We start from the raw sequence: 14,687 nt of genomic DNA, 5'->3' as shown, positions 1-14,687 counted from the left end.
TATTGATTTTACAGTTCATCAATAAAAAAGCCATAAATTATTTAGAGGACACTTCTGTATCCCTAAATAATTTATGGCTTATCTCAAATATCTCCGGCCTCAATTAACTTGTCGAAATTAATCATACCAAACCTATTAATATTTGTGAATATTATTTTTTCAGTACGACGAAGCTTTAACCAGTATAAGTTATATATCTCATACTAATTAGTATTTGAACCTATCGAATTTTTCTGTACAGCCTGATTCCTATCTAACTTCTTTAATTTCCATTCATACAAGATAAAATTCTATTATCATTTGACGTGATATTTACGTAAACCTAGGTTTTATTTAATTACAAATTCTTAATTTCGTATATCTTTTCTTGTAAGTTTAGATTTCTTTTGAGAATATGGTATATTTACATGTCCCGAAGCAGCCACGGATTGTCTCCTTTCCTTCCTTGACAGCCTAGGCTTCTTTTGAGAATGTAATTTTTTTAAATGTCCTGAAGCAATACATTGTTTTTTGAAATCAAAGTAAAAATACAAATGTGTACTTAGAGCTATGAACACAATGGAAAAAAATGAAGCGAGAATGATTAATACAATAGCCATAGCCTTTTGACTCAAAACACCAATAATAACTTGACCAATCATATAACCTAAACTTGAACAAAATAAAATTTTAGGGATTTTCACATTTTGATCAGTTGTACCCCTTAAGCGGGCTGTAAAATATTTAATCCAGAATAATTCAGATTTATAAACAATTAAACTATATGCAATAAGCGATAGAATAAAAAATAAAGGTGACTCTATTTTTACGAATTCATAAGCTAACTTTTGCACAGCTATGAAGCTACAAAATGAAATACTTAACGCAACAAATCCAGAATATAGTAAATGTTGCAATTGAGGCTGCCGAGGCTTATGAATAGAAACCCAAATTCCCCATAGATTACATATCATATAAAATGGAAAAGCTACGTAAGAGTATATATTGTACGGTGGAAATATGAATAAAATGATAAGTAGCATAAAATTCATAAAGAACCATACAAAGCCTACAATATTCCTTATATCAAATGGTATTAATATTCGTATATAATCCACTATGTTGTTGGCATTATATTTGTCCATTATGCATCCCATCCATTTCCTTCCTCTTCAAATCAACATATACCCATATATATACTCCAGATATACTAAGCACAACAGCAAATAAAGAAAAGACTAAAATTAAGACCGTCGCTAAACCGTTTTGTGATAATGTACCTATACATATTTGTCCAATAATATATCCCAATCCTGATAAATAAACAATTGGAGAAATTTTTATATCGTCATTTTCTTCATTGTTTAATCGCCTTAAAAAACTTTTCATTCCAATAGAAATCAATTTATAGATTGTAAGAATGTAAAGCAGAAAAGTAACAATAAAAAACAAAGGTGTTTCAATTTTAATAAAGGTATATGCAATCTTTTGAATCACTATAAAGCTTCCAAAAGAAAAAGTTATTCCCATAAATCCATTATATAAAATGTGTACCAACCTTGGCTCATTTGGTTTACAAAAAAACACCCATACCCCCCATATATTAGCAGTCAAAAGAAAAGGTAAAATTATATATAAGTATATAGTAAAGGTTGGAGGAAATAAAAATGGGGTTAAAATCATAAAATTAATAACTACCCACACCATAACGACACTCGATCTTACACTGTCAGGCATCAATTTCTGAATAATTTGTTCTGTACTTTTTCCGTGGTATTTTTCCATATTAATCTCCCAAAAACTAAAAAATTTTATCTAAAGCTGCTCCGATTCCAGATTTAACTCTATCTTTTATCGAATCCTGTTTACCATCATGATTCCAATCACCTTTGTTAAATTTGATTCCATCAGTTTCTATATTAATTTCTATAAAAACATCCAAGCTTATTCCACTCTAATAAAGGTTCCATTTGCTGCATCACTAATAAGAAATAATGTAAAAAAAACTGCTTGTTTAAACAGTTTTTTACATTATTTCTTATTGTATTTTAGATAATACATTTTCTTGGAAAGTACGCTCTTCCAGATACTTGGAAAGGAAGATCAAATAACTTCTGATTGATACGTTGATGTGTTTCATATAGCTCATGAGCTGTTTGTTCTATATTAGAAGCTAGTTTCCTTAAATGGTCAGGAGTAACCTTAATTTCACCGCTCACCTTGTTTTACCCCCTAATGATTTAAGATAAAGTATCATTTTCTTTATCTCTTCAGTAATTGTAAAGGTATCAAGGCAAATAAAATTCGTTTGTGTTTGCTCATTATCTAAAACTTTTTGGATTAGCCAATATTGGTTTTGACTATATAAAAACTGAATACAGTCTGTAGACCATGAGTCCTTTATATAATAATGAACTTGAACAGTATTTAATTCTTCACGATTATGTATAATGTTTGCTAACTCTAAGGAAGCTTCATCATCTAAGTAAAGTTTCAAGTAATCTACTAATTGCTTGTTTGATTGATTTAAAATAGTTTCCTTATATGCAGAAGAAGGGATTTTAAATGTATAATTTGGACGAGAGAAAGTATTTTTAGGCTGTAATGCTTGATATATAAATTGCCAAGCTACCTCTGGTGTCCCGCATTCTTTAAATGTACATTGTTTTTCACCGTTATCATCTGTTATTACATTTTGTATAACCTTTTTCTCACTAAAATAGAAAATGTTTTTTCTAAAGTACTGTCTTTACTTATCTGTACTTCAATAACAAATCCTGTAGTTAAACAAATACGAAAATATTCTAAAAGTTGTTTGTCACATAATGTTTCATCTTCTTTTATTATGAGTAGCTCTTCGTTTGTCCAATTCTCTTACATTACATCTAATTCTTTGTCTATTTCCTCATCTGACCAATTTTCAAAGGGGTTCTCAATTCCAATCATTGTTTCATGGTCAAATATACCAGTTAATACATATACTTCTTTATTTGATAAAATAAGAGGTTCAATAGTCAAATAGTCCCACTCTCTAGCGCGATATATAATCTCTAGGAAATATAATACAATAAAAAAATGATTTAATCTAGTAATTGCTAACACTTATAACTAAAAACTAAAAAAATTCTAATAACAACAAAGAGAAAAGGAACTAATTTACATATATTTTTATAATAATAATATCTCTTCACTAAACAATTTTATTTTGCAAGCCAAAAAAATAGAAGTATTGTCCTATATTAGACAATACTTCCGTAGTTACTTAAAAATCACATAATAAATTACTCATTACCTCCTCTAACATTACAGCTGGATTTACCACCGCTTTTTCCGAACGCCATCCAATAAATCCATCTGGTCTAATTAGTACAACTCCTTCATTCTCTATTCCATATAATTCACGAAAAACATTTTCTTGAGCAATAAAGTCTCCGTTTCCCCCTACTCGATACACTTTAATATTTATTCCTAATTTAGATGAAACATCTTGTGCACACTCGGCCCAAGCGTGATTTTCTGCTCCAATAAGTAACACAAAATCATTTCCTAATAAATCAAGTATAGAAATTTCTTTTCCATCATACGTTCCACAAAAGTGTGGTGCTCGCGTTCCAGGTCTTCCGTTCAACTCTACGATATCCATTCTATGTGGAGTAGCTGAGTCATCTACTATCGCCTCTGAACAATAGTGATACCCAACAGTTACAGCTAATCCATCCATATTATTCAAACTGCCTTCCTCTCTACTTGCAGCACGGAACAATAAACTACTCGCACACTCTGTCGTTAATTTTGCAACAGGATATCTCTCTTTATGATATGTTTCTAACAATTTTGGATTTGCTTTCCCTTTTATAACAGCTGCTAATTTCCAAGCTAAGTTATGCGCATCTTGTATTCCTGTATTTGAACCGAATCCTCCAGTTGGCGGCATAATATGTGCTGAATCACCAACTAAAAAAATGCGATTATCTTGAAATTTTGTAGCAGTACTTTCTGTCGCTTCCCACGGTAAAACACTTACTATTTCTGGCTCAACATTTGTGCTTCCAATTGCTGTTTGAATAATTTGTTTACAACGTTCTATAGTGAAATCCTCTGGTCGCTCTCCTTTTAATGGATCGTAGGATACATGATAAATCCATCTTCTTTCGTTATCAACTGGAATAAGCGCACCAAGAACTTCCGGATGAAGTACCATAGTAAAACCAAATGCATCTCCTTGTATAAACTCACTTAAATCCACTTCAAAATAAATATTCATATAATAGCCACCGATTGTACCTCGTCCCTCAGTACTTATCCCTAGCTGCTCACGTATTTTACTTTTCGCTCCATCTGCTGCAATTACATAGTCACAATGAATAATACTTTCTTCTTCCGTTTCACGATTCCGAATCGTTGCGATTACTCCGTGCTCATTTTGTTCATAAGAAACCAATTCATGATAAAAAGATAATTCTCCATCTAATGACCTCGCTTCTTGTAACATCATCTCTTCTAAAATAATTTGATAACAAGCCGTTTGTTTTGATGGACTAATCTCTTCTATTTTTTGAAGTAACTTTTCATCATTTCCATACTGAGTCGCCCGCATTTGTGCCAATTCTTCCTTATTCGCCTCAGCTATTGTATGAACTGCTATTCTTCCTCGGCAATTTTCTAATGCTTTACCCGCCGATCTAATTCTTTGTTCTAAACCCAATTCTCGAAATAACTCCATCGTACGAAAAGTGATTCCACCTGCTTTTGGATGAATTGCAGTAGACGGGTGCCTTTCAACCAGCGAATAATCAACGTTATGTTTTGCAAGGAATAGCGCAGATGCTAACCCTGATAATCCTCCTCCAATAATTAAAACTGGTACGTAATTCGATTTCATATATTTACCCTCCACATCATTGTTCTGAGCTCAGTGACATAAATATAATCAAAAAAACAACAAAGATATAGACTTATATTTAATTTTAAATTATCATATAGATAGATTACGCCCCAAATTACTTTTACTTTTTCATACATCTATAATCTGCTTGAATTATGCAGGTATGAAAGAGTACAACGAAACATTTCACTTTAGTAGACACTAACATAATAAAAACATGATAAGCGGTCGTAACCCTATAAGTTATTCAGGGTACGACCGCTTATTTTTTTTAAATCCTTATCCTTTCTCATCTGTAAACAACATATCATTAAAGCCTTTTCTATCCCCTACCATTTTCAACTCATAAAATTCCATTCGTCTCGATTTTCTTTCCCAATATTGCAGCTCATACAACAATCATGTAGCATTACCGTATCGATGTAATGGTTCATCATCTTAAACCTTTCGACTGATTTTTTGGAGGTAAAGTGATTGAAATGAATAAACAAGAACAATTAAATGTTATAAAAAAAGATTTTATTGATTCTCAAAAAATATTATTAGCAATTGGCGATGAAACACGTCAAGCTATTTTGTTCGTTCTCATGGAAACGGAATGTCAAACCGGATTACGTGTAGGAGAAATTACGAAGCAAACACACCTTTCTCGACCAGCAGTATCGCATCACCTTAGAATTTTACGAGAAGCCGGTATTATTTTAATGCGAAAAGAAGGTACAAAAAACTTTTATTATATTGATATATGTACAAAATTAGGCTTATTAAAAAATCTTGTATTAAATATTGAAAAGCTATTGCACAACTTTTATCCCGCTTTAATGGGCAGTAAGACCCCCGCCTCAAAATTCAACGAAAGCAAAGAAGTTAGGTGGGGGATCAACTGCCCATAAAAGTCCGATTGGTTCAACTAATAATCAGTGGGGGATGAAGAAAACCCCCACTGATTAAAGTTTCACTTTATTGAAATTTGGAGGTATAAGAAATGAAAGCAATGATAATTGATAAGTACGGGAAAGTTCCAATGCGTATGGCAGAAGTACCTACTCCTGAAATAAATGAGCATGAAGTACTCGCAGAAATTCATGCAGCTAGTATTAACCCAATTGACTTTAAAATCCGCGATGGAAAAGTAAAGATGTTACTTAAATATGAAATGCCCTTAATTCTTGGGAATGACTTTTCCGGTGTCATCGTAAAGGTTGGATCAAAAGTGACTCGTTTTAAAGCCGGCGATGAAATATATGCACGTCCAAGAAAAAATAAGATCGGTACTTTCGCGGAATATATAGCCATTCATGAGGATGATATAGCTTTAAAACCAAAAAATTTAAGTTTCGAGGAAGCGGCGTCGATTCCACTCGTTGGCTTAACATCCTATCAAGCACTACATGACATTATGCATTTACAAAAAGGACAAAAAATATTAATTCACGCTGGGTCTGGTGGTGTTGGTACTTTCGCAATTCAGTTAGCAAAAATAATGGGCGCTACCGTTACAACAACTGCTAGTGAAGCTGGTTCCGATTTAGTAAAGTCTCTTGGCGCAGATGAGATTATTAATTACAAAACAGAAAAATTTGAAGAAATACTAAAAGATTATGATGCAGTATTTGATACAATCGGCGGTACAACACTTGAAAAATCATTTGATATTATAAAAAGCGGCGGCAACATTGTTTCCGTTTCAGGAATGCCAAATGCTCGTTTCGGTAAAGAATTTGGTTCCGGATTTTTTAAAACGCTCTTATTTTCATTAGCAAGTAGAAAACTTACTGCACTTGAAAAGAAGCATAATGCGCAATATTCATTTTTATTTATGAAGCCAAGCGGAGATCAATTACGTACTATCGCAAAATATATTGAAGCTGGTGAAATCAAACCGGTAATCGATCGATTTTTCCCTTTTGAAGATGCTCAAAAAGCAATAGAATATTCAGAGGCTGGAAGAGCAAAAGGAAAAATAATTGTAAAAATTAAGTAATCATAAAAACTCCATTAAAAAAATGGAGTTTTTATATTTACTGTTAAATAGACATAGTGCAGTGAAGTCCTTACAATAGATTGCAAGGGGAAATATTATATTATACTTTTAGCTAATTCTACAAAGAATACATACGTACCAATACATAATAAAAAATAAACAAGGAGGAGATAAAATGACTAAAAATAATGAAGCTGGTTGGAATTTAGATCATAGTTATACAACTTTACCACAATCATTTTATACAGAAATCCCCCCTACTCCCGTAAGTTCACCGGAGCTAGTTAAACTAAATCATTCACTCGCAATATCTCTTGGCTTTAATCCTGAAGAATTGAAAAAAGAAGTTGAAATTGCTGTTTTTGCTGGTAATGCACTCCCAGAAGGAGCTCACCCATTAGCACAAGCGTATGCCGGTCATCAATTCGGACATTTTAATATGTTAGGCGACGGTCGTGCGCTTTTAATAGGTGAACAAATTACTCCTTCAGGTAAACGTTTTGACATTCAACTGAAAGGTTCTGGCCCTACTCCGTACTCACGCCGAGGAGATGGTCGTGCTGCACTCGGTCCGATGCTACGTGAGTATATTATTAGTGAAGCAATGTATGCACTTGATATTCCCACTACCCGCAGTTTAGCAGTTGTTACAACTGGTGAACCAACATATCGTGAAACAAAGTTACCTGGAGCAATTTTAACTAGAGTAGCAAGTAGCCATATACGCGTCGGCACATTTCAATATGCTGCCGCTCGTGGTTCTATCGAGGATCTTCAATCACTAGCTGACTATACGATAAAAAGGCATTATCCAGAAATTGAGGATCATGAAAACCGATATACTGCATTACTACAAGAAGTCATAAAAAAACAAGCAAGCCTCATCGCGAAATGGCAACTTGTTGGATTTATCCATGGTGTAATGAACACTGACAATATAACGATTAGTGGAGAAACGATTGATTACGGCCCTTGTGCGTTTATGGACAATTACGACCAAAGAACCGTATTTAGCTCTATTGATACACAAGGTCGCTACGCATATGGAAATCAACCATATATGGCCGCGTGGGACCTGGCGCGATTAGCAGAATCTTTAATACCAATTCTGCATGAAGATGAAGAAGAAGCATTAAAGATTGCTCAAGACGAAATTTCAAAATTTAGCGTACAATATGAAAACCTGTGGTTCATTGGAATGAAAAAGAAATTAGGACTATTTAGCAGCGAGGAACAAGATCAATCACTTATTGAGCAACTTTTAAAAATGATGGAGAAACATAAAGCAGATTACACAAATACATTCCGTTCATTAACTCTTAATACGATCGAAAATACAGCTCTATTTGAAAGTCCTGAATTTAAAGAATGGTACAAACTGTGGCAATCTCGATTAGAAAGACAAGAAGAATCGAAGGAAAACGCCTACGAAATGATGAAAAATAATAACCCATCGGTCATCCCAAGGAACCACCGCGTAGAAGAAGCACTAGAAGCAGCTGTCACAAATGGCGACTATAGCGTAATGGAAAAACTTCTTGAAGCTCTATCCAATCCTTATGCGTATGCTACAGATCAAGAAGAATACTGTGTTCCACCTGCACCGACGAATCGTCCTTATCGTACTTTTTGTGGGACTTGATTGTTTAACATGTAAAAAGGTGTGTTCATACAGATTGTGTGAACACACTTTTTTATATTCTCCCCTCTCAACTAGAACTTTAAAATGCACCTTTCCCGATTCCTTTTCTTTACTCCAAAACAAAAATTAAACTATTCCAATAGACTTACTCATAAGCTCGTTAAACAAATATTGAGAAATAAAAATTACATTTCTAAATATTGTTATTTTTGATAATATATTTTATAAGAATATTCAAAAAGTGAGGGGATTTCATGAACGTTCAACTACAAGGTAATGAACAAATTACGAAATTATTTAATGATTGGTATTTAGCTATGCTTAAACAAGGTGTGTCCCAGGCGACAAACTTAAAGCATGAAATTGAGGAAAAGGAACTAAACTTTGAAGAAGATGAAAACTTAGCATTATACTATTCTCTACTAGATTTTCGTTTCAAAGTTTTAACTGATGGTTTAAGCATCACAAAAGACAGTTTCAATAAAATAGATTCTTACGCGATTTCACCTAATCACCAACTTTCTTACTACTATCATTTATTTAAAGCAATTCATGCTACTTTAACAACAAATTATAATTTAGCAAGTGAACATTATGAAAAAGCTGAGAGACTACTGGTAAATGCCACTGATGATCTAGAAAAAGGGGAATTTAATTATCGAATGGCTATCTTCTATTATCATTTTTACCAGCCAATTGAGGCTATTGAATATGCAACCAAAGCAAAAGAATTCTTCATAAAAGCTGTAGGGTATGAAAAGAATGTCGCTTCTTGTGAAAGCGTATTAGGTGCAGCATTTGTATATTTAAAACAATACGAGCAAGCAGAGGAAAAATATAATTCAGCAATCAATATTTTACAGAAACAGGGTGAAGAATCATTACTGTTAAGAGTGCGTAATAACTTAGGTTGGCTATATGCTAATCAAAACTTATCAACATTAGCTATTCGTCATCTATCTGAAGTGACAACAAAAATGCCTACACATTTTAAAGCAATTTTCTTACAAGCAAGGGAACATTCTAAACTTGGTGAAATAAATATCGCTTCAAAATTTATTAAAAAAGGATTAAAAATTTGTACAGAACTTAACAATGAAGAATATATGCTTCACTTTAAAATTTTAGAGTCCCTTAACAATAATGAATCAACTGAAGACTTAGAAAAAATTATTCTTGAAGGAATTACGTATTTCGACAAAGAATCTTTATATAACTACACTCAGGAATATTCAGAAAAGTTAGCCGTTAAACTTTACGATGAAAATAACCATATAAAAGCAAGTGAGTATTTTCATAAAGCGTTACAAGCAAAAGAAAAAACGTTTGAGAAAGGGGCATTAAAATGATAAAGAAAATTAGTTCTATCGTTTTAGGATTATCTGTACTAGGTATTGTATCTATTGGTCTAAATAGTTCATTTACATATCAAGCAGGCCATGCAGATTTCCCGGCACCACAAAAACCTGACTTTGTTCAATCCGTTGACGCAAGTAAAGACTACATCTCAACAACAGCTGAAAAAACACTTTAAAAAATGAAAGACCTTCAATTCAGAAGGTCTTTCGTTTTTTAAAGCACTTATTTAGTTAATGTATTCGAATATTTTTTCATATCCAAATGGTAGTACCAATGACACTAAGCAACCCATCACAATGGAAGCACTGGATAAAAGGATAAATTTCCGAAATGATATATCATTCCTCTTGTACCCAGTAAAACAAGCTTTTATTATAACAAAAACACCCATCATTATGATAATAGCTGAAAAAGTAGCTACTAAAAACACTTCCATTTTGTTTTCTCCTATAAAACACCCTAACTTTAATTTTACCATTAAATAAGAATAACATAAATAATCTCTTTCTTCATACAGGGGTTCACTATATGCCTCCGACGGGATTCGAACCCGCACTCCTTTCGTTAGCATAGGCTAAGGGGAACACGCTTCCCTACGGAATTTCACCGACAGGAATTCCACCTGTCTCAGCTTATTTGCTTTTCGGTGCTTCTGAAACCTTCGCCTTGCGACCCGGTGCGACATGTTTTCCGTTGCTCTTCCCTTCTAGAGCTACGGAGGCAGTTTTCTTTTAAGTAAAATATATTTTCTACAAAATTAGCAAATTACCTTTTTTCACAAAACTCATTTTATTTCTTTCATCAACTCCGCAATCCCCCTACTCCCCTCACTACCAACTTTCTCAAGTTCCTCCACAACTAATTTTCTTCTTGCCACAGAATGATTTTGACTTAATTTCGCTTTTCCTTCTATTTTACTAATCTTAATTTTAAAACCAACTATCCCTTTACTTAATCCTCCCATATAATTCGGATCTACATCATTAAGTGAGTAGGTGCTCTCTGGATCTTCATATTTATGTACTAACTCTTGAAGAGAATTTAATAATTCCTGTTCATCCTCAACAATTTCTAATTCCCCATATACATGCACTGCAACGTAATTCCATGTTGGTACTGCATTGTTTGTTTCATACCACGATGGAGATATGTAGCTATGTGGTCCTTGGAATATAGCTAACACTTCTTGATTCTCACTATCTTTCCACTGTTCATTCGGACGTGCGAAATGACCATGTAAAGTTAGAGTCTCCCTATTTAATAACAACGGCAAATGCGTTGCATATGGTTCCCCGTTATGTTGAGAAAATAATGTTGCAAAGCTATTTTGTTCCATTATCTCATACTTCATCTTTTCATCTTCTATTGCGAAATATTTTGGTACGTACATAAGCTCCCTCTTTTCCGGTCTTTTCTATTTTATTTCCTATTATATTTAGTAATCGCATCAATCAACAGGGACAGTTTGCCATTATTTTATAGTGGCAGCTTTCAATTTAGAAAGAATAGGCCGCATATACTCAATGCGACCTTAGTTTATTTTTTCCAATATATTTGTAATAAATGCAGTCTTACCTTCACTATAACTGGATCGATTTTTCGATTCTCTTGCTAACCCTTCCTTTAAACGACCATATTCAACAGCAACGTCTTCATGTTCACGAAGGTAATCCCGAAACGCTATATGTTTTCTTAACTCTTCGCTATTTTTGTCACACACATATAAATGATGTTCCATCCAAACTGTATTTTCTTCACTCCACGGAACGAAAGCATCCTTTCTACCAAACGCCTCTCTCCCTTTGTAACTCCATTCTGCCTGATGATAGTATCCTATCGTTTCAAGCCTTTTTACTACTTCAGGAAAAATTTCGTACTCTTCTATTACTATATCAATATCTAATATTGGTTTTGCTACAAGTCCTTTAACAGATGTACTCCCAACATGTTCAATAACTACAATGCTGTCTTCCATTACATTGTTAATAAGAGTGTGTATTTTATTAAATTCACTTTCCCATTTGACATTATATTCTTCGATAGCAATTCTCTGTTTCAACCTATCCCTCTTCTCAAAACAAATTATAACCGTTGAATATGAGTATCCTTAAAATCCGTCTCATATTTCAATCCATATCCAAACATTCGATCCATTCCAATATGCGCTGTCCATATTAAGCCAATCATTATAACTGTATCTACCTTAAAATAGACACCTATGATAGCTATTACTATTGATATAATATACGTGTGAAAAATATTATAAATTTTAGCGCCTACATGATTATTTATACTATACGCTAACATTGATAAATCCGGAGCTAAAAGGAATACAAAAAATATAATCCAACTAAATTCATATATTGAATACGCATAAATCGTGGCTAAGAAAACAACTAGTCCTTCAAAATGTAAAATACGCTTTTGCATTCTTTACCATCCCTATTTTTCTATATTTACAGATACATTTTCATCACTGAAAGTATTCTTTGCATTTTTTGACCAGATAGTTGCTAAAATCGGTCCTGCAATGTTATGCCACACTGCCGCTAATACACTCGGAAGCGCAGCTGCTGGTCCAAAATGTGCTGTTGCCAGCGCAACTCCTAAGCCTGAATTTTGCATTCCTACTTCTATTGAAATAGCCCTTCTTGTTCCTTCGTCTAGTCCAAGTACGAACGCTGTTATATATCCGAGTAAAAAACCAAATGCATTATGAAGCATTACTGCAATAAAGATAAGCAGGCCTGAAGAAGTAATGCTACTTACATTCGCTGAAACAACTGCAGAAACAATAATAATAATTGCTACAACTGATATTAAAGGAATAACAGTCATTCCTTTCGTAACAGTTTTAGGGAAAAACTTCTTCACTACTAATCCTAAAATAATTGGTAGGATAATAACTTGTACGATAGAAAGAAACATAGACATAGCATTCACTGGCATCCATTGTCCTGCAAGTAATAATAAAATAAGAGGTGTAGCAATTGGTGCTAGTAACGTTGATAATGACGTCATTGCAATAGACAACGCTAAGTTCCCTTTCGCTAAATAAACCATAACATTTGACGCAGTGCCACCCGGTACTGAACCGAGCAACACTAATCCAGCTGCTAATTCAGCTGGCAGATTCATAACGTAAGCTAGTACGTATGCGACAAGTGGCATAATAATAAACTGAGCACATACACCGATAATAACTGGCAATGGTTTTGTAGCAATGATCTTAAAATCAACAGCCTTTAATGTTAATCCCATCCCAAACATTACAACCCCGAGTAAAATTGTGATGTAACTAGTTAACCCAAGAAATGGTCCAGGAATGAAATATGCAATAGCTGCCATACAAATAACCCAAAATGCAAAATATTTTCCAGCTATATTACTTATCGCTTCTAGTACTTTCACCCCATCATCCCCTATCCTTCAACTGAAAAACTTTATTCGGATTCAAAATATTTTGCGGGTCAAGAGCTTTTTTTATTTTTTCCATTACGAGCAATGCCGCCCCATGTTCTTCTTCTTGATACTTCCGTTTTCCGATTCCAACGCCATGTTCTCCCGTACACGTTCCACCTCGTTTAAGAGCATATAAAACGATACTTTCATTTATTTCGTCACCCTTTTCCACTTCTTCTTTATCGTTCTGATCAATCATTAAGAGCACGTGGAAATTACCGTCTCCTACATGACCGAGAATACCACCGACAAGCCCTACTTTATCTAACGTCTCTTTCGCATGTTGGATTGCACCAGCTAATTCTGAAATGGGTACACATACGTCTGTACTCATAAGCTTTTTACCAGGATAGCTATGAACGTAAGAGTATGCTAGATTATGCCGTGCATCCCATAATTTATTTCTCGCCGCAGTTTCCGTTTCAAAAGCAACTTCTTTACATTTATGATCAAAAACAATTTCCTTCGTGAATTCAATATCTTGCTTAAGCCCTGCTTCATTGCCATGAAATTCTAAAAACAGTGTAGGTTCTTCTCTGTAACTTGTTTCATTATAATGATTTACTTGTTTCATAGATAATTCATCTACAAGTTCAATTCTCGCAATTGGAATACCCGCTTGTAGTATATTAATTACAGCTTCTACTGCATCATTTATAGTTGGAAACGATGCTCTCGCAGCCATAATATGCTCTGGTATGCCGTATACTTTTAATGTTAACTCTGTAAAGCATCCAAGCGTACCTTCTGATCCTACGAAAACACCATTTAAATGGTAACCTGATGATGACTTCGCCGCTAAATTTCCAGTATGTATTACTTCCCCATCAGCAAGAACGACTTCTAAATCACGAACTTGATCACGCATTACACCATACTTAACTGCTGTCGTTCCGCTCGCATTTGTAGCAGCCATTCCACCTAACGTTGCATCTGCTCCTGGATCCACACTAAAAAACAATCCATACTTTTTCAATTCTTTATTAAGCTGAGAGCGAGTCACTCCCGGCTGTACTCTTACAAGGAAATCTTTCTCTCTTATTTCGAGTATTTTATTCATAAGCGAAAAGTCCACTGTAATTCCTTTTTCATATGGAATAACGTGGCCTTCTAAGCTAGAGCCTACACCGAAAGGAACGACAGGTTTTTTATGCTCACTCGCTACTTTCATTAATTTACTAACCTCTTCAGTCGTTTTTGGAAAAACTACTACATCAGGTAAACTACTAGTATGATAAGATTCATCTTTACTATGTAACTCTCTTACTGTCGTATTTACAACTACTCGATCTTCGGGAAGTACACCCTTTAATTCATTTACTAAACGCTCTACCGTTATTTCCATCGTACACTCTCCTACTTTCTATACATTTGAA

The 14,687-nt window shown here is 34.0% G+C and carries 15 protein-coding genes and 2 pseudogenes; 5 read left to right on the top strand and 12 right to left on the bottom strand.

The genetic code is table 11. The features are described from left to right. Positions 1-347 precede the first annotated feature (347 nt). The 6 genes and pseudogenes from ACSG5Z_RS15100 to ACSG5Z_RS15075 all read right to left on the bottom strand — a co-directional run bounded on the left by ACSG5Z_RS15100 (position 348) and on the right by ACSG5Z_RS15075 (position 4,861). Entirely contained in the window at positions 348-1,124 is a 777-nt protein-coding gene (locus ACSG5Z_RS15100) for a hypothetical protein (protein ID WP_435711672.1), read from the bottom strand. After that, the gene (locus tag ACSG5Z_RS15095; RefSeq protein ID WP_137015404.1) at positions 1,111-1,764 is read right to left on the bottom strand and encodes a hypothetical protein; all 654 of its coding nucleotides are present in this window, start codon (positions 1,762-1,764) and stop codon (positions 1,111-1,113) included. The genes ACSG5Z_RS15100 and ACSG5Z_RS15095 overlap by 14 nt, the downstream gene beginning before the upstream one ends. 16 nt (positions 1,765-1,780) lie before the next feature. Further along, entirely contained in the window at positions 1,781-1,921 is a 141-nt protein-coding gene (locus ACSG5Z_RS15090; protein WP_165762881.1) for a hypothetical protein, read from the bottom strand. 106 nt (positions 1,922-2,027) lie between these two features. Then, entirely contained in the window at positions 2,028-2,198 is a 171-nt protein-coding gene (locus ACSG5Z_RS15085) for a WXG100 family type VII secretion target (protein WP_327971541.1), read from the bottom strand. Then, a pseudogene (locus tag ACSG5Z_RS15080) lies at positions 2,195-2,997 on the bottom strand (hypothetical protein). Before ACSG5Z_RS15080 ends, ACSG5Z_RS15085 begins: the two are co-directional and overlap by 4 nt. Positions 2,998-3,241: 244 nt before the next feature. Continuing rightward, on the bottom strand, positions 3,242-4,861 hold the full coding sequence (locus ACSG5Z_RS15075; RefSeq protein ID WP_435711671.1) for an FAD-dependent oxidoreductase: 1,620 nt from the start codon (positions 4,859-4,861) through the stop codon (positions 3,242-3,244). Between the two features lie 473 nt (positions 4,862-5,334). Here ACSG5Z_RS15075 and ACSG5Z_RS15070 point away from each other — a divergent pair. The 5 genes and pseudogenes from ACSG5Z_RS15070 to ACSG5Z_RS15050 form a co-directional block, all read left to right on the top strand. Next, positions 5,335-5,676 (top strand): annotated as a pseudogene (locus ACSG5Z_RS15070) (ArsR/SmtB family transcription factor); the annotation flags it as partial. A 173-nt stretch (positions 5,677-5,849) separates the two neighbouring features. After that, complete coding sequence (locus ACSG5Z_RS15065) at positions 5,850-6,848, top strand: NADP-dependent oxidoreductase (RefSeq protein WP_435711670.1); 999 nt, start codon at positions 5,850-5,852, stop codon at positions 6,846-6,848. 175 nt (positions 6,849-7,023) lie between these two features. Further along, complete coding sequence (locus tag ACSG5Z_RS15060) at positions 7,024-8,490, top strand: protein adenylyltransferase SelO (protein ID WP_435711669.1); 1,467 nt, start codon at positions 7,024-7,026, stop codon at positions 8,488-8,490. Positions 8,491-8,744: 254 nt separating this feature from the next. Then, positions 8,745-9,839 carry a response regulator aspartate phosphatase gene (locus tag ACSG5Z_RS15055; protein ID WP_435711668.1) on the top strand — a complete coding sequence of 365 codons (1,095 nt, stop codon included), beginning with the start codon at positions 8,745-8,747 and terminating at the stop codon, positions 9,837-9,839. Beyond that, complete coding sequence (locus tag ACSG5Z_RS15050; RefSeq protein WP_435711667.1) at positions 9,836-10,024, top strand: Phr family secreted Rap phosphatase inhibitor; 189 nt, start codon at positions 9,836-9,838, stop codon at positions 10,022-10,024. Before ACSG5Z_RS15055 ends, ACSG5Z_RS15050 begins: the two co-directional genes overlap by 4 nt. Positions 10,025-10,075: 51 nt before the next feature. Here the strand turns inward: ACSG5Z_RS15050 and ACSG5Z_RS15045 are convergent, their stop codons facing one another. From ACSG5Z_RS15045 to ACSG5Z_RS15020, 6 genes are all read right to left on the bottom strand, one after another. Continuing rightward, positions 10,076-10,285 (bottom strand): hypothetical protein, encoded by a 210-nt coding sequence (locus tag ACSG5Z_RS15045; RefSeq protein ID WP_435711666.1) that lies wholly within the window; start codon positions 10,283-10,285, stop codon positions 10,076-10,078. Positions 10,286-10,633: 348 nt separating this feature from the next. Then, on the bottom strand, positions 10,634-11,239 hold the full coding sequence (locus ACSG5Z_RS15040) for an FMN-binding negative transcriptional regulator (RefSeq protein WP_435711665.1): 606 nt from the start codon (positions 11,237-11,239) through the stop codon (positions 10,634-10,636). A gap of 141 nt (positions 11,240-11,380) precedes the next feature. Beyond that, entirely contained in the window at positions 11,381-11,908 is a 528-nt protein-coding gene (locus ACSG5Z_RS15035) for a GrpB family protein (protein WP_435711664.1), read from the bottom strand. Positions 11,909-11,931: 23 nt separating this feature from the next. Then, a complete protein-coding gene (locus ACSG5Z_RS15030) occupies positions 11,932-12,279 on the bottom strand; it encodes a DUF4260 domain-containing protein (protein ID WP_098346087.1) in 348 nt (115 codons plus the stop codon). A gap of 12 nt (positions 12,280-12,291) precedes the next feature. Further along, positions 12,292-13,260 (bottom strand): bile acid:sodium symporter family protein, encoded by a 969-nt coding sequence (locus tag ACSG5Z_RS15025; RefSeq protein ID WP_435711663.1) that lies wholly within the window; start codon positions 13,258-13,260, stop codon positions 12,292-12,294. A gap of 4 nt (positions 13,261-13,264) precedes the next feature. Next, positions 13,265-14,656: an FAD-binding oxidoreductase gene (locus ACSG5Z_RS15020; protein WP_435711662.1), complete on the bottom strand. Its 1,392-nt coding sequence runs from the start codon at positions 14,654-14,656 to the stop codon at positions 13,265-13,267. Positions 14,657-14,687: the final 31 nt, after the last annotated feature.

The sequence above is a fragment of the Bacillus pretiosus genome (genome assembly GCF_051294775.1).
Classification (GTDB): domain Bacteria; phylum Bacillota; class Bacilli; order Bacillales; family Bacillaceae_G; genus Bacillus_A; species Bacillus_A wiedmannii.
This window is presented reverse-complemented; position numbering and strand designations above follow the sequence as displayed.

Coding starts and splice junctions, on each gene's coding strand:
- ACSG5Z_RS15100 (WP_435711672.1), bottom strand. CDS start 1,124: ATGGACAAATATAATGCCAACAACATAGTGGATTATATACGAATATTA.
- ACSG5Z_RS15095 (WP_137015404.1), bottom strand. CDS start 1,764: ATGGAAAAATACCACGGAAAAAGTACAGAACAAATTATTCAGAAATTG.
- ACSG5Z_RS15075 (WP_435711671.1), bottom strand. CDS start 4,861: ATGAAATCGAATTACGTACCAGTTTTAATTATTGGAGGAGGATTATCA.
- ACSG5Z_RS15065 (WP_435711670.1), top strand. CDS start 5,850: ATGAAAGCAATGATAATTGATAAGTACGGGAAAGTTCCAATGCGTATG.
- ACSG5Z_RS15060 (WP_435711669.1), top strand. CDS start 7,024: ATGACTAAAAATAATGAAGCTGGTTGGAATTTAGATCATAGTTATACA.
- ACSG5Z_RS15055 (WP_435711668.1), top strand. CDS start 8,745: ATGAACGTTCAACTACAAGGTAATGAACAAATTACGAAATTATTTAAT.
- ACSG5Z_RS15050 (WP_435711667.1), top strand. CDS start 9,836: ATGATAAAGAAAATTAGTTCTATCGTTTTAGGATTATCTGTACTAGGT.
- ACSG5Z_RS15045 (WP_435711666.1), bottom strand. CDS start 10,285: ATGGAAGTGTTTTTAGTAGCTACTTTTTCAGCTATTATCATAATGATG.
- ACSG5Z_RS15040 (WP_435711665.1), bottom strand. CDS start 11,239: ATGTACGTACCAAAATATTTCGCAATAGAAGATGAAAAGATGAAGTAT.
- ACSG5Z_RS15030 (WP_098346087.1), bottom strand. CDS start 12,279: ATGCAAAAGCGTATTTTACATTTTGAAGGACTAGTTGTTTTCTTAGCC.
- ACSG5Z_RS15020 (WP_435711662.1), bottom strand. CDS start 14,656: ATGGAAATAACGGTAGAGCGTTTAGTAAATGAATTAAAGGGTGTACTT.